Origin of the sequence: Pleionea sp. CnH1-48, from assembly GCF_024124665.1 — a bacterium.
In the GTDB taxonomy this organism is placed as follows: domain Bacteria; phylum Pseudomonadota; class Gammaproteobacteria; order Enterobacterales; family Kangiellaceae; genus JAMXSB01.
Genome location: NZ_JAMXSB010000003.1, coordinates 251,256 through 273,219, shown reverse-complemented (window position 1 = coordinate 273,219; position 21,964 = coordinate 251,256). Strand labels below are relative to the sequence as shown.

17 protein-coding genes are annotated in these 21,964 nt (G+C 44.2%); 8 read left to right on the top strand and 9 right to left on the bottom strand.

What is annotated here, in order from left to right; all coding sequences use genetic code 11:
- Window positions 1–115: 115 nt before the first annotated feature.
- Window positions 116–604, top strand: a complete 489-nt coding sequence (locus NH399_RS06320) for a DUF4442 domain-containing protein (RefSeq protein WP_253037856.1) — start codon at window positions 116–118, stop codon at window positions 602–604.
- 54 nt (window positions 605–658) lie between these two features.
- On the opposite strand, the gene NH399_RS06315 is transcribed toward NH399_RS06320, so the two are convergent.
- The 8 genes from NH399_RS06315 to NH399_RS06280 form a co-directional block, all read right to left on the bottom strand.
- Complete coding sequence (locus NH399_RS06315) at window positions 659–1,081, bottom strand: hypothetical protein (RefSeq protein ID WP_253037855.1); 423 nt, start codon at window positions 1,079–1,081, stop codon at window positions 659–661.
- Window positions 1,082–1,164: 83 nt separating this feature from the next.
- The gene (locus NH399_RS06310) at window positions 1,165–1,809 is read right to left on the bottom strand and encodes a transglutaminase family protein (protein ID WP_253037854.1); all 645 of its coding nucleotides are present in this window, start codon (window positions 1,807–1,809) and stop codon (window positions 1,165–1,167) included.
- 68 nt (window positions 1,810–1,877) lie between these two features.
- Complete coding sequence (locus tag NH399_RS06305) at window positions 1,878–3,062, bottom strand: CaiB/BaiF CoA-transferase family protein (RefSeq protein ID WP_253037853.1); 1,185 nt, start codon at window positions 3,060–3,062, stop codon at window positions 1,878–1,880.
- An 8-nt stretch (window positions 3,063–3,070) separates the two neighbouring features.
- The gene (locus NH399_RS06300; protein WP_253037852.1) at window positions 3,071–4,219 is read right to left on the bottom strand and encodes an acyl-CoA dehydrogenase family protein; all 1,149 of its coding nucleotides are present in this window, start codon (window positions 4,217–4,219) and stop codon (window positions 3,071–3,073) included.
- 23 nt (window positions 4,220–4,242) lie between these two features.
- Window positions 4,243–6,375, bottom strand: coding sequence for a 3-hydroxyacyl-CoA dehydrogenase NAD-binding domain-containing protein (locus NH399_RS06295; protein WP_253037851.1), 2,133 nt, complete (start codon window positions 6,373–6,375; stop codon window positions 4,243–4,245).
- 21 nt (window positions 6,376–6,396) lie between these two features.
- Complete coding sequence (locus NH399_RS06290; protein ID WP_253037850.1) at window positions 6,397–7,605, bottom strand: acetyl-CoA C-acetyltransferase; 1,209 nt, start codon at window positions 7,603–7,605, stop codon at window positions 6,397–6,399.
- Between the two features lie 149 nt (window positions 7,606–7,754).
- Window positions 7,755–8,786, bottom strand: coding sequence for an AraC family transcriptional regulator (locus NH399_RS06285; RefSeq protein ID WP_253037849.1), 1,032 nt, complete (start codon window positions 8,784–8,786; stop codon window positions 7,755–7,757).
- Window positions 8,787–8,941: 155 nt separating this feature from the next.
- Window positions 8,942–10,870 carry a methyl-accepting chemotaxis protein gene (locus tag NH399_RS06280; RefSeq protein ID WP_253037848.1) on the bottom strand — a complete coding sequence of 643 codons (1,929 nt, stop codon included), beginning with the start codon at window positions 10,868–10,870 and terminating at the stop codon, window positions 8,942–8,944.
- Between the two features lie 337 nt (window positions 10,871–11,207).
- Here NH399_RS06280 and NH399_RS06275 point away from each other — a divergent pair, with 337 nt between their 5' ends.
- From NH399_RS06275 to NH399_RS06245, 7 genes are all read left to right on the top strand, one after another.
- Window positions 11,208–11,993: a hypothetical protein gene (locus tag NH399_RS06275; RefSeq protein WP_253037847.1), complete on the top strand. Its 786-nt coding sequence runs from the start codon at window positions 11,208–11,210 to the stop codon at window positions 11,991–11,993.
- A 142-nt stretch (window positions 11,994–12,135) separates the two neighbouring features.
- Entirely contained in the window at window positions 12,136–13,926 is a 1,791-nt protein-coding gene (locus tag NH399_RS06270; protein WP_253037846.1) for a M61 family metallopeptidase, read from the top strand.
- Between the two features lie 19 nt (window positions 13,927–13,945).
- Window positions 13,946–15,295: a tRNA (N(6)-L-threonylcarbamoyladenosine(37)-C(2))-methylthiotransferase MtaB gene (mtaB, locus tag NH399_RS06265; protein ID WP_253037845.1), complete on the top strand. Its 1,350-nt coding sequence runs from the start codon at window positions 13,946–13,948 to the stop codon at window positions 15,293–15,295.
- A 239-nt stretch (window positions 15,296–15,534) separates the two neighbouring features.
- Window positions 15,535–16,326, top strand: coding sequence for a hypothetical protein (locus NH399_RS06260; RefSeq protein ID WP_253037844.1), 792 nt, complete (start codon window positions 15,535–15,537; stop codon window positions 16,324–16,326).
- Window positions 16,327–16,728: 402 nt separating this feature from the next.
- A complete protein-coding gene (locus NH399_RS06255) occupies window positions 16,729–17,244 on the top strand; it encodes an EF-hand domain-containing protein (RefSeq protein WP_253037843.1) in 516 nt (171 codons plus the stop codon).
- Between the two features lie 153 nt (window positions 17,245–17,397).
- On the top strand, window positions 17,398–17,781 hold the full coding sequence (locus tag NH399_RS06250) for a hypothetical protein (protein ID WP_253037842.1): 384 nt from the start codon (window positions 17,398–17,400) through the stop codon (window positions 17,779–17,781).
- Window positions 17,782–17,847: 66 nt separating this feature from the next.
- Window positions 17,848–18,888, top strand: coding sequence for an IS481 family transposase (locus NH399_RS06245; RefSeq protein WP_253037841.1), 1,041 nt, complete (start codon window positions 17,848–17,850; stop codon window positions 18,886–18,888).
- Window positions 18,889–19,066: 178 nt separating this feature from the next.
- Here the strand turns inward: NH399_RS06245 and barA are convergent, their stop codons facing one another.
- Entirely contained in the window at window positions 19,067–21,964 is a 2,898-nt protein-coding gene (gene barA / locus NH399_RS06240; protein ID WP_253037840.1) for a two-component sensor histidine kinase BarA, read from the bottom strand.

The window sequence follows — 21,964 nt, the reverse complement described above, 5'->3', positions numbered from 1 at the left end:
CCAGTTAATAGTTAACCACTACCTATCCAAAGAATTTCAAGATGCAGCCAACACCGCTGTGCTGTGGAAGATAACGGGCATAGACCCACTGGATACAGTTTAGGGGATTATTTGTATGAAAAAGAATCAACTTGCCACGATTGTCAGTAAGTTAGAGAACAAGCCAGCCTGGTATCGTAAGTGGGTATTAAGCTTTGCGTTAGGCTCAACGGTTAAGTTTATTGGCACAGCAGGCGTAAAGTGCGAATTACTTACTCGAGAAAAAAGCATCTTTGTATTAAAAAATCGACGTAAAGTACGTAATCACATCAAAGGTATTCACGCGGCGGCTATGGCTTTGTTGGCCGAGACAGCCACGGGGATGGTAGTGGGAATGAATGTTCCTGATGACCGTATTCCCGTTATCAAAACACTGAAGGTAGATTACCTGAAACGTGTGAAAGGTGATTTGCGTGCCGAGGCTACATTGACGCCTGAGCAGATCCAAAACATTTATGACACCGAGAAAGGTGAAGTAACCGTACCTGTCACCATTACAGATTCAGAAGGGCAAGAGCCTATCGAATGTGAAATGATCTGGGCCTGGATACCTAAGAAGCGTTAATGGGTATTTTAGTTGGTCGGCTACTTAAGAGTGGCTGATCAACGGTTTTCAATGTTACTGATATCCCACCTTTATTTGCCCCAAACGCACATCACTTTCAAAAACATCGTTAAACATGGCTTCGGTAATATCCAGTGCGGTATTTAAATCATTCCAGTCGAGCACTTTTTGCCAGGTAACCAGAAACTGCGCATCTTGTTTTTCTTCCGTATAAAAGGTTTCTGTTTGTTGGGTCATGCGAAAGTTTTTGAAGACAATCTGAGCCCTTGCTAATTCTTCTTTATTGAGAATGGCCTGTGGTATATCGATATAGAGCTTGCCATTGTCATTAATACCAAACTGAACGAAGTCATCACCACCAAATTCTTCATAAACAATAAAATTATAGTTTTGGTTGTCCAACATGGCATTTAAATAGTGCAGTAATGGCATCAACCCCGAGGCATTATTCGCGTTACAGGGCAATAGATTTATCACTATTAAACTAAGTATGATGAACCTTCGATAAGCTCTTTTCATATTTATCCCGTTTAGAAAACAACAACCCTTTCAGTGTGTATCTATTGTGTTAATTTTTCAAGGGATGAGTTAACAAGATGAGGATAGTGTTGCTTAAAGCCTTCAATAATAAACTGAACGGGAATGTCGTCAAAAGTGCCATGTTCTTTTAAGTATTCCATGTACTCTGTACCATCGTCAGAATTACTTTGAAAAATCGCATCGTTTTGTCCGTCAAACTCTAGAGTCTCTACATTATAACGTTCACATAAGTCACGATTAAAAACGGGAGTAGACTTTACCCAACGATCATTGAGCCATACGTCAGCATAGCCGTGCATGGCAAAGTAATCAGTACCGAGCCACTCAACCATGCGTGGAGAGGACAGATGATTTTTTACATCGGCCAGACCAATGCGAGCAGGAATATTAAAATAGCGGCACATGGCCACCATCAAGGCAGATTTGGGAATGCAGTAACCTTCTTTTTTTTCGATAGCAAAGCTGGCTTTTAAACTGGCTATACCTGACTCAACGGTATAAGGGTTATATCGAATACTATCGCGAACCAGATAGTAAATAGAAACCGCTTTATCGCTATCGGTATCACCCTTAACCTGTGAGATTAACTCCTGCACCGCTGGGTGACTGAAATTAAAAAAATCAGTTTCTTTAAGGTAGCGCTGCGAGTTTTCTGGAGACAACATATTAATACTCCTGTTAATCACTAAATATACCCGTTGCTTTATGCTTTGGGTATAGACAGTATCTATACCTAGGCTTGAGTCGTGACTTTGTTTTTTATCAACTGCTGAATATGGCTCTGTTCAAAACCTAATTGCTGCAATATTTCGCTACTGTGCTGGCCGGGAATCGGTCCTGGGGTACATTCATTAAACGGTTGCGAAAACTTGATAGCGGGAGCGACCTGCCGTATGGATTGGCCAGACTCCAATGTGCAGTCTTGTAGCATATTGCGTTGTTCAAAATGTGGATGGTTTAAGGCTTCATCCAGATTAAGAACGGGTTCGACACAACAGTCGCTGTCGGCAAAAATCACTTGCCATTCGGCGAAGGTTTTTTTAGCAAAGGTTTTGGCGATATCGGCTTTCAGTTTATCTTGTTTGCCAGCTGGCTTCTTTGCTCTGAGTGCCCAGGTGGGATGACCTATTTTGCTAAAGAACTCAATAACAAATTGTGGTTCGAGAGCTCCGACAGAAAAATAACGACCATCTTTGGTGGCATAGTAATCATAAAAAAGTCCGCCGTTTAATGATTCATGGCCACACTGTGGCGTTTGTTCTACGGCGAGCGTCGCTGCACTGTACATGGCGTTTAAGCTCAAGGCAGCATCACTCATACTGATATCTAAAAACTGCCCTGTACCTGTTTGAGTTCTTTCTATATAGGCGGCCATAATTGCCATGACCGCATGATGAGATCCTCCGGCAATATCGGCGACTTGTGTGCCTGACAACACCGGGCCTGTTTCTTTGCGGCCGCTATAGCTGGCTAAGCCGCTTAAGGCTAAATAATTAATATCATGACCGGCTTTGTCTTTTAGCGGACCTGTGTGACCGTAGCCTGTGATAGAACAATAAATCAAAGCAGGGTTCACGGCTTTTAAGGTTTCATAATCTAATCCCAGGCGTTGCATGACGCCTGGGCGAAACTGCTCAACAACCACATCATAAGATTGAATCAACTGAAACACGATGTCTGGTGCGGCACTGTTTTTTAAATCCAGTGTTAGCGATTTTTTGTTTCTGTTAATGGTCAAGTGCGCGGCAGAACGTTTCCCTACATGAGGTGGCAGTTCGTTTAATAGATCTTTGCGCGTGGGCGACTCTATACGTAGTACCTCTGCACCCATGTCGGCCAGCAACATGGTGGCATAGGGGCCGGGTAGCAGAGTAGAAAAGTCCAGTACTTTTAGCTGTCTCAAAGGTCCGCTGGTCATGAGAGTTATTATTCCTGTTCTAATAAAGCACGAGCAATGATGACTTTCATGATCTCGCTGGTACCAGCATAGATTCTTTGTACTCGAGCATCAGCAAAAGCGCGTGCCACTGGGTATTCCCACATGTAGCCATATCCACCGTGCAATTGCAGACATTCGTCGAGTACTTTGCCTTGCAGTTCCGTCGCCAGTAACTTGGCTTTGGCGGCTGTTGGAATATCGAGCTTGCCATCAACATGTAGCTCTAAACACTTGTCAATAAAAACACGAGCGGCGGTGACTTCGGTATCGGCTTCGGCCAGTTTGAATTGTGTATTTTGCAAAGCGGCAATGGGCTTGCCGAATGCCTGGCGCTCTTTTACATAGTCGATGGTTTGTAGCAAAATGGATTCGGTGTTTGCAATGGCGTTAACAGCAACGGATAAACGCTCCTGAGGCAATTCTTGCATTAGATACACAAAACCTTTGCCTTCTTCTCCCAACAAACAATCTGCTGGTACTTTGACATTATCAAAAAATAATTCTGAGGTGTCTTGCGCTTTCATTCCGATCTTTTCTAAATTTTGCCCACGCTGAAAACCCTCAAGGTGAGTATCCACCAAAAACAGGCTGATGCCTTTGGCGCCTGCTTTTGAGTCCGTTTTGGCAACAACAATAATAAGATTGGCGTGCTGACCGTTAGTGATAAACGTTTTAGAACCATTCAAAATATAATGGTCGCCTTCTTTCACTGCGGTTGTTTTTACTCCTTGCAAGTCTGAACCGGTTCCTGGCTCTGTCATTGCAATGGCGGTCACCACTTCGCCACTCACACAGTGAGGAATGTATTTTTTCTTTTGTTCTTCGGAGCCATAATTAAGAATGTAAGGTACTGCGATATCAGAGTGCAAGCCCCAACCTACGCCGCTTAATGACAGCCTTGCTAACTCTTCATCAATGATGGCGTTGTAACGAAAATCAGCGCCTACACCGCCGTACTCTTCTGGCATCGTCGGAGCTAAAAAACCTTGTTGTGCGGCTTTGGTCCAAAGTGCACGATCAACCTGACCTTGTTTTTCCCACTCGGCATGATAGGGGACCACTTCGGCTTCTAAAAATTTGCGTACATTGTCACGGAAAATTTCGTGTTCACTTTCATAAACGGTTCTTGGGATCATGGTTTTGTTCCTTGGATAATGTTTTAAAAAGTTTGTTCGTTAGCGGCCATATCAATCAATAACTGAGGTGGACTAAAGCGTTCTCCCAGTTGCTCGGCTAACGCTTGGCTTCGAGTGACAAACTGCTTAAGGCCGACTTGATTAATAAACTGCAAGGTTCCCCCTGTCCAGGCAGGATAACCTAAGCCAAAGATGGAGCCGATATTGGCATCGCGAGCATTTTTTAATACACCTTCTTCAACACTGCGCGCGGTTTCGAGTGCCATAATATAAAGCAGGCGATCTTTCAGATCGTGAACATTGCTCACGTTTGACTCGAGTTCGAATAGTTCAGCTAAGTCTGGCGACAATGCCTTACGTTGCTCGGGCTCTTGTGGATAATCGTAAAAACCTTTGCCATGAGCGCGCCCATGTCGGTCGGCATTTTTCATGGTGGTTACCACTCGGTCAGTGGCTATGTCGGCTACCTTATCTTGGCCTAGGTCTAAGCGGGTCTGGTTGCGAACTTTTTCTAACAAAGTCAGTGAAACTTCATCGCTCACTGCTAAGGGCCCAACAGGGAAGCCCGCTAGCCATGCTGCGTTTTCTATAGAAGCGGGATGAATGCCTTCTTCTAGCATCGCCATGCCTTCGTTGGTAAAGGTGCCAAAGACTCGTGAGGTATAAAAGCCTCGAGCGTCTTTTACAATAATAGGCGTTTTTCGGATCTGTAAGACGAAATCATAGGCTTTTGCCAGTGTTGCTTCGCTGGTACGTTCGCCACAAATAATTTCGACCAAAGGCATTTTGTCGACGGGTGAGAAGAAGTGCAGGCCAATAAAGTTTTCTTGTCGCTCGCTTGCGGTAGCCAATCCGGTAATGGGTAAAGTCGAGGTATTGGATGCGATGATGGCATCTGCTGTCAGTACCGCTTCTGTTTCGCGTGTAACTTTGGCTTTCAATTCTCTATCTTCAAAAACCGCTTCGATGACCAGGTCGCAGTCGGCTAAGTCTTGAGTATTATCGGTTGTTTGAATTCGATTGAGTATGGTTTCGTTTTTGACATCCGTCGAGCGACCCTTCGCGAGTCGTTTTGCCAGTAGTTTGCGTGAGTAATCTTTGCCTTTTTCCGCCAGCTCTTGTGAACGATCTTTTAATACAACGGATACACCAGCAGATGCGGCAGAATAGGCAATGCCTGCACCCATCATTCCTGCGCCCAGGATACCGACTTTGACTATCTTTTGAGTGGGAACATTTTGTGGTCGGCCCACTCCTGCTTTAATTTCATTGAGCTGAAACCAGAAGGTATTAATTAAGTTCTTGGCAATTTGTCCGCAGGCAAGTTGCACAAAGTAACGGGATTCAATGCGGCAAGCGGTATCGAAATCCACTTGTGCGCCTTCGACCATGGTACTGAGAATGGCTTCGGGAGCGGGTAAAGCACCGCGAGTTTTTTCTTTTAAAATGGCAGGCACAATCGGTAGCTTCTGTGCGAGCTTGGGTTGTGAAGGGGTTCCGCCAGGCAGGCGATAGCCTTTTTGATCCCAAGGCTGTCGTGCTTCTTTTTGTTGTTGAATCCATTGAACAGCAGCAGGAACAAGATCGGCTTGTTCTTCTACTGTTGCATGAAGCAGGCCTAGTTGTAAGGCTTTCTCAACTTTGAAAAGTTTGCCTTCTGTAAGTAAAGGTAAAGCGACTTCCAGCCCTAACAAACGTACGCTACGGACAGTGCCGCCAGCACCCGGTAATAAACCGAGCGTCACTTCGGGCAAGCCTAGCTGTGTGGTGGGTTGATTCACCGCTATACGATAATGACAACAGAGCGCCATTTCCCAACCGCCACCTAACGCGGCACCATTAATACAGGCAACCACAGGTTTGCCTTGAGTTTCTAGCCAACGCATACTGGCTTTAATAGAGGACAACATATTAAATAAAGCGTCGGCATCTTCTGGTTGCGTCTGGCTGAGTTGTTTTAAGTCGCCTCCAGCAAAAAATGTTGGCTTGGCCGAACGAATAATAATTCCGTTGTAGTCTTCTTCTTGTAACTGTTTTACCGTTGCGGCGAAGTCATCAGCAAAGGCGGTATCCATCAGATTGGTTGTTGAATCTGGCTTATCCAGAATGAGGTGAAGAATATTATGTTCATCTCTTTCGATTACAATAGCAGTCATGATCAAAGCTCCTTGAATGCTTTACACGCGTTCGATAATGGTGGCGATACCCATGCCACCACCCACACAGAGTGTGACAAGTCCTCGTTTGAGATCACGAGTCTCGAGTTCGTCGAGTAACGTTCCAATGAGCATGGCTCCCGTTGCTCCCAGTGGATGCCCCATCGCAATAGAGCCACCGTTGACGTTGATTTTTTCGGCGGGAATATTTAGATCTTTCTGGAACTTCATCACCACAGCAGCGAAAGCTTCATTCACTTCAAATAGATCAATATCATCTACAGTTAGGTTAGCCAGCGCTAAAGCTTTTTGTGCGGCGGGTGTCGGACCCGTTAACATAATGGTGGGATCGGTTCCAACTAAGGCTGTAGAGAGTACTCTCGCTCGTGGTGTTAAGCCGTATTGGTCGGCCATGGCTTGGCTGCCTATCAACACCAGAGCGGCACCATCGACTATGCCCGATGAGTTGCCCGGTGAATGAACGTGGTTAATGCGTTCTATCCAGTGATATTTTTCTTTGGCAACGCTGTCAAAACCCATTTCTCCCATTTGTTTAAAAGAGGCTTTTAGTTGGCTTAGCCCTTCAACGGAACAATCAGGACGAACTAACTCATCATGGTTTAGCAGAGTGAGACCATTTTGATCGACGGTTGGAATAATGGAGGATTCGAAAGCGTTCGCCGCGATTGCCTTGGTGGCTTTTTGATGAGAATGGGCGGCAAACTCATCGACTTGCTGGCGCGAGAAACCTTCGAGGGTTGCAATCAGATCGGCACCAATACCCTGTGGCATAAAACCAGCCGTCAAATTGGTTTCTGGGTCCAGTGCCCAGGCGCCGCCATCACTGCCCATTGGTACTCGTGACATAGACTCAACTCCACCAGCGACGACTAACTGTTCCCAGCCTGAGCGCACTTTCATGGCGGCCATATTGACGGCCTCAAGACCCGAGGCGCAAAAGCGATTCAATGTGACACCGGCAACATTGTCATCCCAGCCTGCGACCAGGGCGGCTGTTTTAGCAATGTCGGCGCCCTGATCGCCAATCTGGGTCACACATCCCAGTAGAATGTCATCAACGGATTGAGTTTCGAAAGACTGACGTTGTTGCAAACTGGACAGTAGTTGGGCGACCAAGGTAACCGGTTTGACTTCATGCAGTTTGCCGTTGGCTTTGCCGCGCCCTCGAGGGGTGCGTATAGCGTCAAAAATAAGAGCGTCTTGCGTCATGAGTGACTCCAGAATAAAGAGGTTAAGCCCACTTTAAAGAATCTGGAGTAGGGAAAAAATGATATAAATCGTCACTATGAGTGACTAAAAGTATCAATTATTGGGGCCTGTGATACCAGAGGCTATTGTGGGACATGTTGAGGTTCTGGTCAGTCAGATGAGACCGAGCGAGTGAACTGATAGCGTTGGCGATATTCGCCAGGCGTTAATCCTGTCCACTTTTTGAAGGTACGATAAAAAACCGATGATTCAGAAAACCCCAATTCTTGAGTAATGTCGCTGGTGGCAATATTGGTGGTTAGTAGCAGGTGAATGGCTTTGGTTTTGCGGACTTTGTCTTTTATTTCCTGAAAAGGATGGCCTTCTTTTTTTAGACGTCGTGCGAGGGTTTGTTTACCGATACCAAAGTGTTCGGCAATTTTCTCCATGGTGGCTTGCTCCAACTCTTCTTCATGCTCAAGGTGTTGCCGTACTTGTGCGGACAGGCTAGTGTTCTGGCGAAAATGCGTGAGTAGATTCTCCGGCGCATTGGTTAAAAAGGGAGCCAGAGTTTGTTGGTTTTGTCGAATGGATTGCTGCAAATATCGGCGCGGAATGATCAGTTGGGTGTCTGCTTGATCACAATAAACAGGAGCCTGGAAGAGCTCGCTCAGATCCGCATCAAAGGCGCTGGCAGGGAAGTTAAGATTAACGTGGCTCAACAAAATAGGAGAGTCGATTAACCAGGACGACCAACGTAGCAGAATGACACTGGTACTCAATTGAAAATAATCATTGCTGATGTCGTCACGAGGTTGATGCTTCAAAGTAAAAATACCTTGCTCACCTTCGATAGTCAGATTCCATTGAAACTCGTCGCTGAGCAGACAGAAAAACTCAGCAATTTTATTAAGCGCTTTGCCAAGTTGACCACAGTGAACGGCAATATGACACATCATTTTAAAGGTGCCGACTCTTAGAGGTTTGCGGGTAAAACCTGCAGACTCATCTTCAAGAGTGTTCCATATCTGGCGCATTAGCCAAGAAAACTGATCCATGGTTAAGGCATCATTGACTTGATCCAGAGCGGCTTCTTCGATATTTAGCTCGGCCAGCCAGTCTTGATAGTTGAGCTGGTGTGCTCGAGCGCCGCACAGAAGGCCTTTGACATAAGCGTTGGATATGGTGAGTGATTCAATCATCAAGATGGTTATAGGTAGAAAACGGCTTAGTTATTATTTCTAACAACAGCGTTAGCTGTCAATCGAAGTGTTTAAGTCAGGAGATAAGATATGACTGGCTGGCGTCAGAAATAGAGCGCGTATCTGGTTGGATTCCAGATACACGAAAACATGGTTTATGTTTTAAAGCTACTCACAAGAGAGTTCAGCGAAGTCACACTTTCATAAAGAATGTCGCAAGACTCATTCGTTTGGCGTGCGGCATCGGCGGTTTCGATGGTTTTGTTATTGATGGCGGTGATGTGTTGGTTAAGATCTTCGACCACGGTACTTTGTTCTTCGGTTGCTGTGGCAACCTGCAAGCTCATATCAGAAATAGATTGAACCGATCCCGTAATGGCTGTCAGTGAAGTCCCTGTCGAATTAGCGCCTTGTACCGCTTGCTCTACACGACCAATACCGACTTCCATTGCTTGCACAGCATCACTGGCACCGTGTTGTAACTTGTCTATCATGCTACTGATTTCTTCCGTGGACTCGTGAGTTCGACTAGCGAGTGTTCTTACTTCGTCGGCGACTACAGCGAATCCTCGACCTTGCTCACCTGCTCGAGCAGCCTCAATAGCTGCGTTTAACGCGAGTAAGTTGGTTTGTTCTGAAATAGAGCGAATGACTTCCAAAACATTACTGATTTGTCCAACATCTTGTGCCAGGGTTTCAATAACCTGCGCTGCATCTTTGATGTCAGTATTTAAAATATTAATGTTATTAAGTGTCGATTCTACAACGGACTGACTGTCGGTTGCTTCGCTAGCAGATGAGCTGGATGCTCTGGCAGTATCCGCTGCATTACGAGCTATCTCTTGTACCGTTGCGCCCATTTCGGTGATAGCCGTGGCAACCGAGTCAACACTGGCCATTTGAGTATCGGTGTTGGTTTGTGTGGTTTCTGCAAGCACTTGTACTTGCTGGGTGGTTGATTCGACTTCTCTTGCGGTGCTGGTCATATTAACAACCAGATCGCGCATTTTATTAACAAAGCGGTTAAAGGCTATGGCTAACTGGCCTATTTCGTCTTTGCTTTCTACATCTAATGTTTTTGATAAGTCGGCATCTCCTCTGGAAATTGCATCCAGCATTTCAGAAGTGCGTACAATAGGCTTAGCCATAGATCGCGCCAATAGAGTCGCTAAAAATAGGAACAGGGTGGCGACTAAAATGTTGACAATAATCACTTTTTGCGAGGTCGCGTTCACTTGTGCGAACACTTGTTTTTTAGGAATTTCTGCGATCACAAACCAGTCTAGAGACGGGAAGTTTTTTGATGCCATAAATAGGTCGGTTTCTCCAGACACTTCAATAACGTTTGTTCCTGACTTTGATAGCAACTTGGTTGTGTCTAATCCTTGATACCCCATATCTCTGATGTTCTTTTTTCCAACGAAAGAAGAGTTGGAATGAACTTTCACCAAGCCTTCATTATCAATCAAAAACACCTTGCCTTTTTCGCCAATGCGATAAGAACGAATTAAGTTAGATAGTTGAGTGACTTTGATTCCGATTCCGGTCACAGCTTGTTTATTGTGAGTCAGGTAGTTAATAAACAGCGTGTAAGCGCCCGATGTTTCATCAATGTCTAAAGTCATTTCGTAAGTTTTACCGCTGTTCAAAAAATTGTAAAACCACTGATCGCGCTCACGATCTCGACTCAAAGTTCTTTCGAGCCCTTGTGCCGAAAAGTAGTGTCCACTATTGGCCGAGATTAAAAACGCAAAACTGGACTGAGATGTCTCTTTGACATGATTTAAATAGGCTTGAACTTTATTTTGTCCAGAAGCCACTTCGCCATTGGCTAACCAATCATTGACATAGGTGTTGTTTGCCATTTGTGAAGCGGTATTGAGTGGGATAGATATTTCTAACTCGAGTTGACTGGCGATACTGGACAGAATTTGCGGTAAATCATTTTGTTCAATTTGAGTTTGAGCCGTAGTACGCATCAAGCTATTCGATATGATGGTTGAGATGATGATGCTCAAGAAGAGCGAGCCACCTATGGCCAGAGTGAGCTTATGTTTGATACTGAGTGATTGCCAAGCATTCATTAGTGTCTTTCTCTTTTTCGGATAAAATCGAGCTTAAAGCGATAGGTCATTGATTTAAATTAATATTAGTCAATATCTTGAATTAATAAAGTGTCCGCTTGTTGCCGAGTTTTAAGTTTGTTTACTCTCATGCCGCGATTTACGGTGATTTATCTAGGTTATCGGAAATGAAATTGGCAACTTAAGAGAAACTTGGAGTGGCCGCTACTGACTTGCTTAACCATCACCCTTGAACTAAATTTTCTATGACTTAGCGCGAAATATGAAAGCCAAGATATTGTTTTTTATAGTATTGAGCGCGCTTGGTCACCCAACAATAAATAAAAGGGCAAAGGTTATGCGTACTTCCAAGATTGCGTTAGGTGTCATTGCATTGGCATCCATTTCGGCGTCCTCTGCTGAATGGAGCAATACAGAAATCCATTTTCAATACGGTAAGCTAAAAGCACTTTCTTTTGCCGGAGGCGTTGAGGCGGATACATCCATTATTACTTTTCAGCATGCCAGTGGTTGGAAGTATGGTGGCAATTTTTTCTTTGTTGATCGTATCGATGATAATCGTCCTGATGGCTTCAATGATCAAGATTGGTACGGCGAATGGTATACCAATCTGAGTATGAACAAGATGAGCGGACGTCAGCCCGGTGAATGGTTGGCTGATTGGGGACCTATTATGGGGTTCAATTTTGCCGCAGATTCTAGCGTCACCAAATATTTACCAGGTATTCGTTTTTCTTGGAACATAGAGGGGTTTGCTTACCTAAATACCGATTTTACTGCCTATATTGATGACAGTGAGGGGGTAAACGACGGTGGTGCGCCTATTCAAGATGACAGCTATATGATTGATGTGAGCTTTAATTATCCTTTCTCTGTGGGTGAGCATGATTTTCAGATTACTGGACATGCGGAATATATCGGTGAACGCACCGACGAGTTGGGTAATGAGGTCAGTGACTGGATTTTGGCGCAGCCTCAGTTTCGTTATGATTTAGGTAAAGCGCTGTGGAACGATGCGGGCAAAACCTTTATTGGTATTGAGTATCAGTACTGGCGCAATAAGCTTGGAGACAGCGCTATTAAGGAAAACACCGCCCAATTTCTATTTGTTGTTCAGCTGTGAGGAGCTGATACGACAGGAGTGGAATCATTTGCTGCAAAGGATTGTGAGTGCAGAAAGATCATCTGGCCTAAATATAAACTGGCGTGAGTTTCCTGCGATTTGGTAAAATAGCCAGCTTTGATCGATGCATTGAGATAAATAAATGAATAAGTGGTTGATATATATAGCTTTATCTTTCTTATGCTGTATTGCATACGCTGATAAACCACAGGTGCACTATACCATTACGATGACCCAGCCAGAACATCATCTTGCTGAGGTAAAAGTGAGTTTTCCCGCTTATGAGGGGGACTATCTGGATGTGATGTTGCCAGCATGGCGCACTGGACGTTATGAAATCCTGGATTTGGCGAACGGTATTCGTCATTTTAAGGCGACCAGCAAAGGAAAAGCGCTTAAATGGAAAAAGGTCAATAAAAGCCAATGGCGAGTGTTTGCCCAAGGCAAGCCGTTTTCTATCCGTTATCAGGTCTATGCTAACCAGTTGGGCAATCGTACCCGTCACATTGACGATACCCATGCGTTTCTTGATGCGTCCGCCGTCTTTATGTATAGCCCTCAGTTTCGAGCGGCTCCTCTCGAAGTGTCTCTTAAAACCCCGCGCAAATGGCGCGCATCCTCGGGTTTGAAGTCATTGTCGAAAAAGCGTTTTTATGCGCCTAATTACGATGTGTTGGTGGACTCGCCTATTGAAGTTGGCATTAACGAACAACATCACTTTTCTGTTGCCGATCGCGATTACGAACTGGTGATCTGGGGTAAAGGCAACTATGACAGCAAAAAGATGGTGGAAGATTTAAAGAAGCTGGATACCGCCGCTGCTGACATTTGGGGCAATAACTATCCCTTTGAACGTTATGTTTATATGGTTCATGCGACTAGCGGCCCTCGTGGTGCAACGGAGCACATGAACTCAACGATTATCCAGAAGCATCGCGACAAGTTTCATGAACGCAGTGATTACCTGGACTTTATGATGACTGCGGCCCATGAGTTTGTGCATACCTGGAATGTTAAAGCTTATCGTCCAGCGGGTTTGGTTCCTTATGACTACCAGGCAGAAGGCTATACTCGACTCTTGTGGATGGCAGAAGGCTCTACCAGCTATTACCACGTATTATTGCCGCGTCGAGCCGATGTGATGAATCAAAAAGAGTTCTTGAAAGAGCTCGCCAAAAATATTGAGAGATACAAAAATCGTCCGGGCAATGACACTATGTCGGCCGCCGAAGCCAGTTTTGACAAATGGATCGAAAAAGGCGCTGATTACACCAGTAACTTTAGTGTGAATATCTATTCTCAAGGCTCTATGGTGTCATGGTTGCTGGATTTCGAAATGCGTAAAGTGACGAACAATCAGAAGTCTTATGATGACTTGCACCGTTTGTTGTACGAGCGCTTCCCTTCAACAGAAAAAGGGTTTACGCCACAAGATGTAAAAGACTTGCTGAAAGAAATCACTGGGCATGACTTTTCTGCATTCTGGAATCAATACATTGAAGGCACAAAAGACATCGATATTGATGCGCTTCTTGATATTGCTGGTCTTGAGTTAGTAGTAGAAGACGAGGCAAAACAGAAAGTGGATGCCGGATTTAGCTTCAATAAACAAACTATGCAATTGACCCGTGTGAAGAAAAACTCACCCGCCTGGAAAGCAGGACTGACGGCAGGGGATATATTGGTTGCTATGAATGACATGCGTTTAACAGCGGCAAACACCAATAAAAAATTGAACGAGCTGAAAGTTGGCAGCGAGGTGTCGTTGACGATTTTCCGTCGTGATGAGCTCATGTCGGTGTCGTTGGAAATCGAAAAGAATCCGTACAAAAAGTTAAAAGTGAAACAAAAGTCGTCAGCTACTGAACAGCAGAAGGCGGTTTATAAGTCTTGGTCTGGACATGAGTATCAGTCTAAGGCATCTAAAGGTTAAATGATAAGGTTGTAACATCATGAGTAATGTATTCCTCACGGCGCTAGGTTGCCGATTAAATGAAGCCGAATTGCAGCGTTGGGCGCAAGAGTACCAACAGATTGGCTACCAGTTAGTGCAGCGTTCTGAGGATGCACAATTGATGATCATCAATACCTGTGCGGTAACCGGTGAAGCGGCGCGTAAGTCGCGTCAGCTGATCCGTAAACAGCATCGTACCAATCCTTCGGCCAAACTGGTGGTGACTGGGTGTTATGCATCCTTAGAAGAAGAGCAAGCCAACGAGCTACTGGGCGTTGACTTGGTCGTTCCTAATACTGAGAAAGAGCAGCTAGTGGCAAAAACTCAGCAAGTATTAGAGTTGCCTACCATGCCGACAATGGCAACAGAGCCTGGCGAACCTGCACTGTTTGCTCGTAACAAAGAGCGTGCTTTTATTAAAGTGCAAGATGGATGCCGTTATCGCTGTACTTTCTGTATCGTTACCGTTGCTCGAGGTGATGAGCGTAGCCGTACTCCAGAGTCAATCATTGATGAGGTCAACAAGCACGTTGCCGAAGGTGTTCAAGAGATCGTAGTGGCAGGCGTGCATGTTGGTGGTTACGGCAGTGATTTAGATACCGACTTATTTACTCTGGTGCGACGTATTCTTGACGAAACCGAAGTGCCAAGAATTCGCTTTGCATCGGTAGAGCCCTGGGATTTGCCCGAAGATTTCTTTACTCTGTTTGAAAATCCACGAGTAATGCCTCACATGCATTTACCTTTGCAAAGTGGAGCCGATAGCGTTCTGCGTCGTATGGCGCGCCGTTGTAAAACAGAAGCCTTTAAGAAGCTTGTAACAGAAGCTCGTGAAAATATTCCTAACTTTAATGTGACGACCGATATTATTGTGGGTTTTCCTGGTGAAACTGACGAAGAATTCGATGCGTCCATGGCCTATATCGAAGAGCTGGGCTTTGGCCATATTCATATCTTCTCTTATTCTCCTCGTGAGGGCACCAAAGCGGCTCGTCTATCAGGACATTTGAATAACGACGTTAAGAAGTCTCGTAGTCAGCGTTTGCATGCTCTGGCGGCCAATCAGAAGCAGTCGTTGATGCAACAGCAAGTGGGGCAATCTGTTGATGTATTATGGGAAGGCAATCCTCAGCCGCAGGAAAACGGTTTGATGCGTTATGTTGGTCACACGCCCAACTACCATCGTGTTTTTATTGATGTACCTGCTTCTTATAATCCTGCTAATCAAATATTGTTGACTCAGCTTGTTGAAGTGAATGATGCGGCTAATATGCTCCGTGGCGAAGCAGACCTTAATCAGATCAATAAGATGGGCGCGCCTATTGCTGTTAATGTGAGTGCTCATTAGAAATCAAGATTTGACTTTTTTGGGTAAGGATATTCAATATTAAGTGGTGGTGAATCGCTTTTTCCTAATGTTCACCACCGCGATAGCCTCGGTTGAGCTTATTTTTTGAGGCGTTAGCTTTTTAGTTTTTCACTGGTACCGACTGACGTAAGTTCGGGAACCTTATGACATATTGACCTGTCATAAAAAGTGAGTCTGTGCATGTATTTTTATTATTGATGTTAAGGATGTTATTGAAGATGAAACCCTTGATCGCTGTGGTTCTCTCTATATTGATCATTATTGGTGTTGTCATCAATTGGAGCAAAGAAGAGTCTTTAGAATCTCAAAACGAATTACCTCAACCGATGGCTGTGGCTGAAGAAGTTTCAACGCCTGTTGAGCCAGTTGAAGTGAAAGCTGACATTGAGCTTGAAAGCGATAAACAGGACGTAATAAAAGCAGAAGCAAAACAGCCAGAAGTGACCGAGTCTGTTGAGCATATTATGAAAGACGCCGAAGAGAACGCATTGGCAGAAGCCGAAAAAGAGCGCATTCGATTAAGAAACCGCGAACGAGGTTTGATCGAAGAACACGACTTTCAAAAACATGAATATTTTAGTTACACGATTGAGCAGCTAGAAAGCCTGTCTGATTACGGCGATGCTGACGCTATGTTGATGTTAATGTTTAAGTCTGTGACGGAGCTAAATAAGAGTGGACGGAATTTTGATTCATTCACAGCAGAAGAAAAAACACGTTTCTCAGACATGGGATGGAAAGCAGCACTTCATGGAAAAAGCATTGGTTTGATGTTTATGGCGTTTAGCGAGATGGATGATACGAATCGTCATGACGAAGCCTCCTTTGCTCATTATTTTTATGCCATGTCACTCGATGGTATTCATATCCAGGGCAGCAGCCTGGAAAATCGCTTCGAAAACCCCGAAAGTGCCATGGTAGATGATATGAGAATTCAAGGAGAAGAACTTTACCAACGTTTATTGGAAGAGCGAGAAAGGTTGGGTATTGAATTAGAACGCCAGTATTAGTTTTTAGCTAAAGAGCGCTGCTGCTTTATTTGTCCGTTCGTACTTAAAAGTCAGACAGTGAAAGAGAGCTTAAACTTTACATCGTTGGCTTAATCTAAAGTCTTCTAATTTAAAAGTCTTCGAGAACAAAAAAACTCTGTTTTTATATGGTTATACAATCTGGCTTCTTTGCGAATTTTTTAGCTATCTAAAGGATGAAAGGGTAAACTTGTTAGTGTGCAATCAGATTATTGTTATCAAGAAGAACTTTAAAAGTAATTAACACAGCAAATAGCTAGAACTTGTGATCTATTTTCATATTTGGTAGTTTGTTTCAGCGCAATGAGCTAATCAAAAATTAAAAAAAATTTACATAAGAGCATGTAGTTTGAACTACAAGCCCCTAACATTAGTGAGTTTATCATGAAGAGATCTCTCCCCTTTATTCTGGGGCTGTCCACAAGCCTGCTGTCTATCAACACCGTTTATGCAGCGGGATTAGAACAAGCTTTCCAATCGAACGATCCACATAAACTGTTTAAAGAGCTGGATGCCGGTAACAAAGGCTATCTCACTTTTGAGGATCTTAAAGCTGGATTTAAGGAAAGGAACTTACCTGTCAATGATGCTATGATCAAAGAAATGATCCGAATGGCATCAAAGGATGGTAACGACTTGACCACCTTCGCGGAGTTTACTGATGTTGCAGAGTCGGAGGAAGAGAGATTAGCGCGAATTTATCCCGATCTGCATAGACAATTCAAAGAGATGGATATCGGCAATAAAGGTTACCTTAATTTCGCGGACTTTAAAGCAAAAAATCAGTCTGCCGATGATGCTGCGATTATGGATATAATCAGAACGGCATCGACCGATGGTGATGACCAAGTGAGCTTCGAGGAGTACTGTGCTATCGCCAAACGGCCAAGTCAAATTTAGTGATCCGTACAGTTAAAAGTTCATGGGATGAAGCGGGTCGAACTGTTTCCTGAGAAGGACTAACATCTGCTTTTTTATTCCCATGTTAAAAAGCCTTGGTTGTTTTGACTGCCAGGGCTTTTTTGTGTCAATTTACCAGGAAAGAACAAAGCTATGGAGAAGTTCATCTATCGAACTCAATGGGCAAAGGAGCCTGCACCCTATGGAGCCTTTGATGATTATGTTATTTTTGATGTAGATTCTGGTGCAAGTTTTCAGATGCATGAAGCCGAGTTTGATTGGCTCGCCAGTCAGCTTCATCAGCTATGTTTTAAAGAGAATCAAGTTCCCTATCTACAAATTGTTAAAGAGTGGAATGAGTGTATAGGATTTTATGATGATGAAGAGACATCTTCAGTGATTGGTGATCGGGTTGATACGCTGTCTGCTCTGTCTAAAGTGAAAGCCAGGATCGAAACTGATTGGGGGGAGCTATCCCAGTCCGATTTAATGTCTTTACATGTATTAGTTCAGACTAGATCTGACACTTCGACTTGAAAAGAAGAGAGTTACCCGTTTTGATAAAGGTGTCGAATCTTTAATTCAAAACAAAAGGTAACTCTCATGCTCCATACTAACAATCCCATCATTAAACACAAAGCAGGATTACTCAATTTAGCGGAAGAATTAGGTAATGTATCCAAAGCTTGCAAGGTAATGGGCGTATCTCGTGATACATTTTACCGTTATCAAGAACTTGTAGAAGACGGTGGTATAGACAATCTACTCAACAAGAGCCGTAGAGCACCTAACCCTAAGAATAGGGTTGATGAAGCTACAGAGGCGGCTGTTGTGGCTTATGCCATTGAGCAGCCTGCTCACGGTCAGCACCGTACCAGTAATGAACTGAGAAAGTCTGGAGTATTCGTCTCAGGCAGCGGAGTTCGCTCGATCTGGGTCCGCCACAACCTGGAAAACTTCAAAAAGCGCCTAAAAGCACTCGAAGAAAAGGTGGCAAACGATAGCATAGTTTTAAGCGACGCTCAGGTTGCAGCGCTTGAGAAAAAGAAGCTCGATGATGAGGCCTGTGGTGAAATTGAAACCGAGCACCCAGGCTATCTAGGCTCTCAGGACACATTTTATGTGGGCAACTTAAAAGGCGTTGGTCGTATTTACCAGCAGACCTTTATCGATACCTACTGCAAAGTAGCCTTCTGTAAACTCTATACGACCAAGACGCCAATTACTGCTGCAGATATTCTTAATGACAAAGTCCTACCGTACTTTGAGCAGCACGAGCTGCCTATGCTTCGCATTTTGACGGATCGTGGAACAGAGTATTGTGGTCGCGTTGATCAACATGATTACCAGCTTTATTTGGCAATTAACGACATTGATCACACCAAGACAAAAGCGATGTCTCCACAAACAAATGGTATCTGTGAACGCTTCCATAAAACCATATTGAATGAATTTTATCAGGTTACATTTCGCAAAAAGCTCTACACAAGTTTGGAGGAGTTAGAAAAAGATCTGGACGTCTGGATGGAATACTATAACAATGATAGAACCCATCAGGGAAAAATGTGCTGTGGGCGAACGCCGATGGAAACACTTCTTGATGGTAAATCGGTTTGGGTAGAAAAGAATTTAGCTCAAATCTAACCTGACAGGCACCGTTAAAAAACGGGTAACTGTCAGATCAAGTATGAGCTACTACACTTTACAGAAGTTCTTGAAAGAGTATAGAAATAATAAAGTGGCTATCCGTAGGGAATAATATAAAGGTATCTTAAAGTAGATAAAAAGCCTTTGTTTTTTAACAAAGGCTTTGTGCTGATGCTTAACCTTTTAAGACAGAAACTTCTTGTTGAACCCGTTCCATTTGTTCCATGAGTTTTTGATGTAACTCTGGAATATCGCTGGATAGTCCTTCGGCTTTTAGTTCCGTTTCGTAGGCGTTGGCAGACTCTCTGAGTGAAGGAACGCCAACATAGCAGGTTGCTCCATGGAATTTATGAACATGATGTTTGAGATCATCTAAGGATTGTTTGTCGAAGGCTTCTTCTATCTGTTCTCTTGCGTCAGGAATGTGATCGACGAGCATTTCTAACATTTCTTTAGCAAGCGCTTCTTTTCCACCCGCCATTTTTATACTCAGCTCCCAGTCAATGGCTTTGTTGTCTGTGGTTTCTTCTTCCACTTCTTCTTCCACTTCTTCTTTCACTTCTTCGAAATGGGCTTCTTCTACTTCTGGTTTGACTACGGGTTGTGGTGGTTGTGTTACAACATTTGAGCGCAGTGGAGTCGATTCCAAAGGTTTGCCTGATGTTGGGCGAGAATGTGTCCATTTGAACAAGGTATCTTCAACTTGCTCCAACGCAATAGGTTTGGTCAGGTAATCGTTCATACCTTCAGCCAGAAGCTTCTCTCTTTCTCCTACCATTGCGTGTGCTGTTAATGCAACGATTGGCGTTCGTTGATTAAGCTTGGTTTTGCGAATTCTACGAGTTGCTTCAATGCCATCCATTTCTGGCATTTGAATATCCATAAAGATCAAATCAAATGATTGGTTTTGTGCATAGTCAACGGCTTCTTTTCCGTTCGAAGCCAGCTCGACTTTCACATGATATTCTTCCAAGAAGACGGCAATCAATCGTAAGTTAGCATCATTATCATCGACAGCAAGTATGGACAACTCTTCAAAAGGAGAGAGGGCTTCTTCGCTGATTATTGTGGTACTTTGTTTTTGACGTTGTTTTTCGTCCAGTAATTCGAAGAGCGAGTGATGTAACTGTTTATTACCAACGGGCTTGGTCAAACAATCATGAACCCCCAGGCTTGTTAAAGTACCGATCAAGGCGTTATCGGGTGTATTCAATAGGGCAATCACAGCACAATTCAAGCGATTGTTGGCGATGTCGAGTAAGTGTTTGATTTCTTCTTCATGGTTAAGATAGTCAGAGCAATCAATGAGTAAGTAGTGAATGGTTTTATTGCTATTAGCTGCATGTTCTGCATTCTGAATGAGATCGTCCAATGTGTCGCTCGAGCGGCTGTTCATATTCCATCGAGTGAGCATGTGTTGAATCGCCAGACGCGTGGTTTCTCGACCTTCATAGTATAAGATGCGGTGATCTTTGAGCAGATTCAATTCTGAATCACGATCGATAAGAGTTTCGAAGTCACGATCACAATAAATGGTAAACCAGAAGGTAGAACCTTCGCCTGGTGTACTTTCAAGGCCGATATTACCGTCCATTTTTTCTACCAGTTTTTTGGAGATAACAAGACCCAACCCTGTTCCTCCAAAGCGACGAGTGGTTGTGGTATCGGCCTGACTGAAAGCTTGAAACAGAACATTTTGTTGTTCTTTGGTCATACCGATACCGGAGTCGGTGACCGTGAACTTAAGCTTTACCCGTTCATTATCTTCGGCTTCTAACATGATGCGTACAACCACCGAGCCAGACTCGGTAAATTTAACGGCGTTGTTAACCAGATTGGTGACAACTTGTTTGATACGCACAGGGTCGCCAAGAATGGAATCGGGGACATCTTGATAAGTGAGTGCAGCAAGTTCTAGATTTTTCTCTTGGGCCAGTGGTGCTATCAAGCTAAGTACTTCTTCGACTGACTCGCGAATATCCATCTGCGTTTGATCCAGCTCCATCTTACCCGCCTCGATTTTAGAGAAGTCGAGGATGTCATCAATGATCGAAAGCAGATTGTTAGCTGACTTATGGATGGTAAAAAGGAACTCACGTTGTTTGTCATCGAGATGCGTTCTGAGTAGCAGGTTGGTAAAACCGAGTACACCATTCATCGGTGTGCGGATTTCGTGACTCATATTGGCAAGGAATTCTGATTTTACCCGGCTGGCTTCAAGCGCCTGTTTACGGGCCATATCGAGTTCCACGTTTTGTACTTCCAGTGTCTCAAGTGTCTGGCTGAGATCGGAGGTCGCCTGTTCGATAGCCGCTTGCATTTCTTCACGGGCTTCGTACAAAGATTTCGACATGTCGTTCACACCGTGGATCAGTGTGTTTAGCTCGCCTGTGGCTTTGGTTCTGACTCGTGTGTTGAGCTTGCCTTCTTTGATTCGATTGATGGCGTGGGCAAGCTGAATGATCGGGATGGTGACCGATCGTGCCATGCGTTGTGCCAAGATCCCACCAACAGACAGACCTGCGAGCAGAATAACAATAGAAGCAATCACAGTTTCGTATTGACGAACCGCAGCAAAGTCGTTGGTCATGTGTACAGATATATAGCCGAGAACTTGCTCTTTTGTTGGAACCGTATCGTCGGGATTATCATTAATCTGATGGGTGGAGCCCAATATCGGTGAGCGAATAACCACACCCGACTCAACCACAATGGATTGGTCTGTACGAGGGAAGTTTTCGGGAGTGGCTTTGAGTAAATGGTGCTGGTTACGATTACCTGCGCGGGCAAAATATCGGTTGTGCTTATCAAAAACAACAATGGCCGTAATATCGTCTTCGCGGTCTTTCGCTTTATTGAGCAAGTCGTTTATTACGCGGAAGTTTTGCGTGCTAACAGCAAATTCGCTGGAATAGGCCAGATGCCGAGCAATGGTTTGGCCTCGTTCAAGCTGCGATGTTTGCAGATCTTGAATGCGCGCACCAATAAAGTAGACCCCCATCACCAGGGCGATCAACATGGTGGGTATGAGCGCTAATAATAAAACCCGTGTGCGTATTCCCCAATCGAGCAT

What these genes read in the sequence shown, in the direction of transcription:
- NH399_RS06320 (WP_253037856.1), top strand. Translation starts at nt 116, where the DNA reads ATGAAAAAGAATCAACTTGCCACGATTGTCAGTAAGTTAGAGAACAAG.
- NH399_RS06310 (WP_253037854.1), bottom strand. Translation starts at nt 1,809, where the DNA reads ATGTTGTCTCCAGAAAACTCGCAGCGCTACCTTAAAGAAACTGATTTT.
- NH399_RS06305 (WP_253037853.1), bottom strand. Translation starts at nt 3,062, where the DNA reads ATGACCAGCGGACCTTTGAGACAGCTAAAAGTACTGGACTTTTCTACT.
- NH399_RS06300 (WP_253037852.1), bottom strand. Translation starts at nt 4,219, where the DNA reads ATGATCCCAAGAACCGTTTATGAAAGTGAACACGAAATTTTCCGTGAC.
- NH399_RS06295 (WP_253037851.1), bottom strand. Translation starts at nt 6,375, where the DNA reads ATGACTGCTATTGTAATCGAAAGAGATGAACATAATATTCTTCACCTC.
- NH399_RS06290 (WP_253037850.1), bottom strand. Translation starts at nt 7,605, where the DNA reads ATGACGCAAGACGCTCTTATTTTTGACGCTATACGCACCCCTCGAGGG.
- NH399_RS06285 (WP_253037849.1), bottom strand. Translation starts at nt 8,786, where the DNA reads ATGATTGAATCACTCACCATATCCAACGCTTATGTCAAAGGCCTTCTG.
- NH399_RS06280 (WP_253037848.1), bottom strand. Translation starts at nt 10,870, where the DNA reads ATGAATGCTTGGCAATCACTCAGTATCAAACATAAGCTCACTCTGGCC.
- NH399_RS06275 (WP_253037847.1), top strand. Translation starts at nt 11,208, where the DNA reads ATGCGTACTTCCAAGATTGCGTTAGGTGTCATTGCATTGGCATCCATT.
- NH399_RS06270 (WP_253037846.1), top strand. Translation starts at nt 12,136, where the DNA reads ATGAATAAGTGGTTGATATATATAGCTTTATCTTTCTTATGCTGTATT.
- mtaB (WP_253037845.1), top strand. Translation starts at nt 13,946, where the DNA reads ATGAGTAATGTATTCCTCACGGCGCTAGGTTGCCGATTAAATGAAGCC.
- NH399_RS06260 (WP_253037844.1), top strand. Translation starts at nt 15,535, where the DNA reads ATGAAACCCTTGATCGCTGTGGTTCTCTCTATATTGATCATTATTGGT.
- NH399_RS06255 (WP_253037843.1), top strand. Translation starts at nt 16,729, where the DNA reads ATGAAGAGATCTCTCCCCTTTATTCTGGGGCTGTCCACAAGCCTGCTG.
- NH399_RS06250 (WP_253037842.1), top strand. Translation starts at nt 17,398, where the DNA reads ATGGAGAAGTTCATCTATCGAACTCAATGGGCAAAGGAGCCTGCACCC.
- NH399_RS06245 (WP_253037841.1), top strand. Translation starts at nt 17,848, where the DNA reads ATGCTCCATACTAACAATCCCATCATTAAACACAAAGCAGGATTACTC.
- barA (WP_253037840.1), bottom strand. Translation starts at nt 21,964, where the DNA reads ATGCTCGATTGGGGAATACGCACACGGGTTTTATTATTAGCGCTCATA.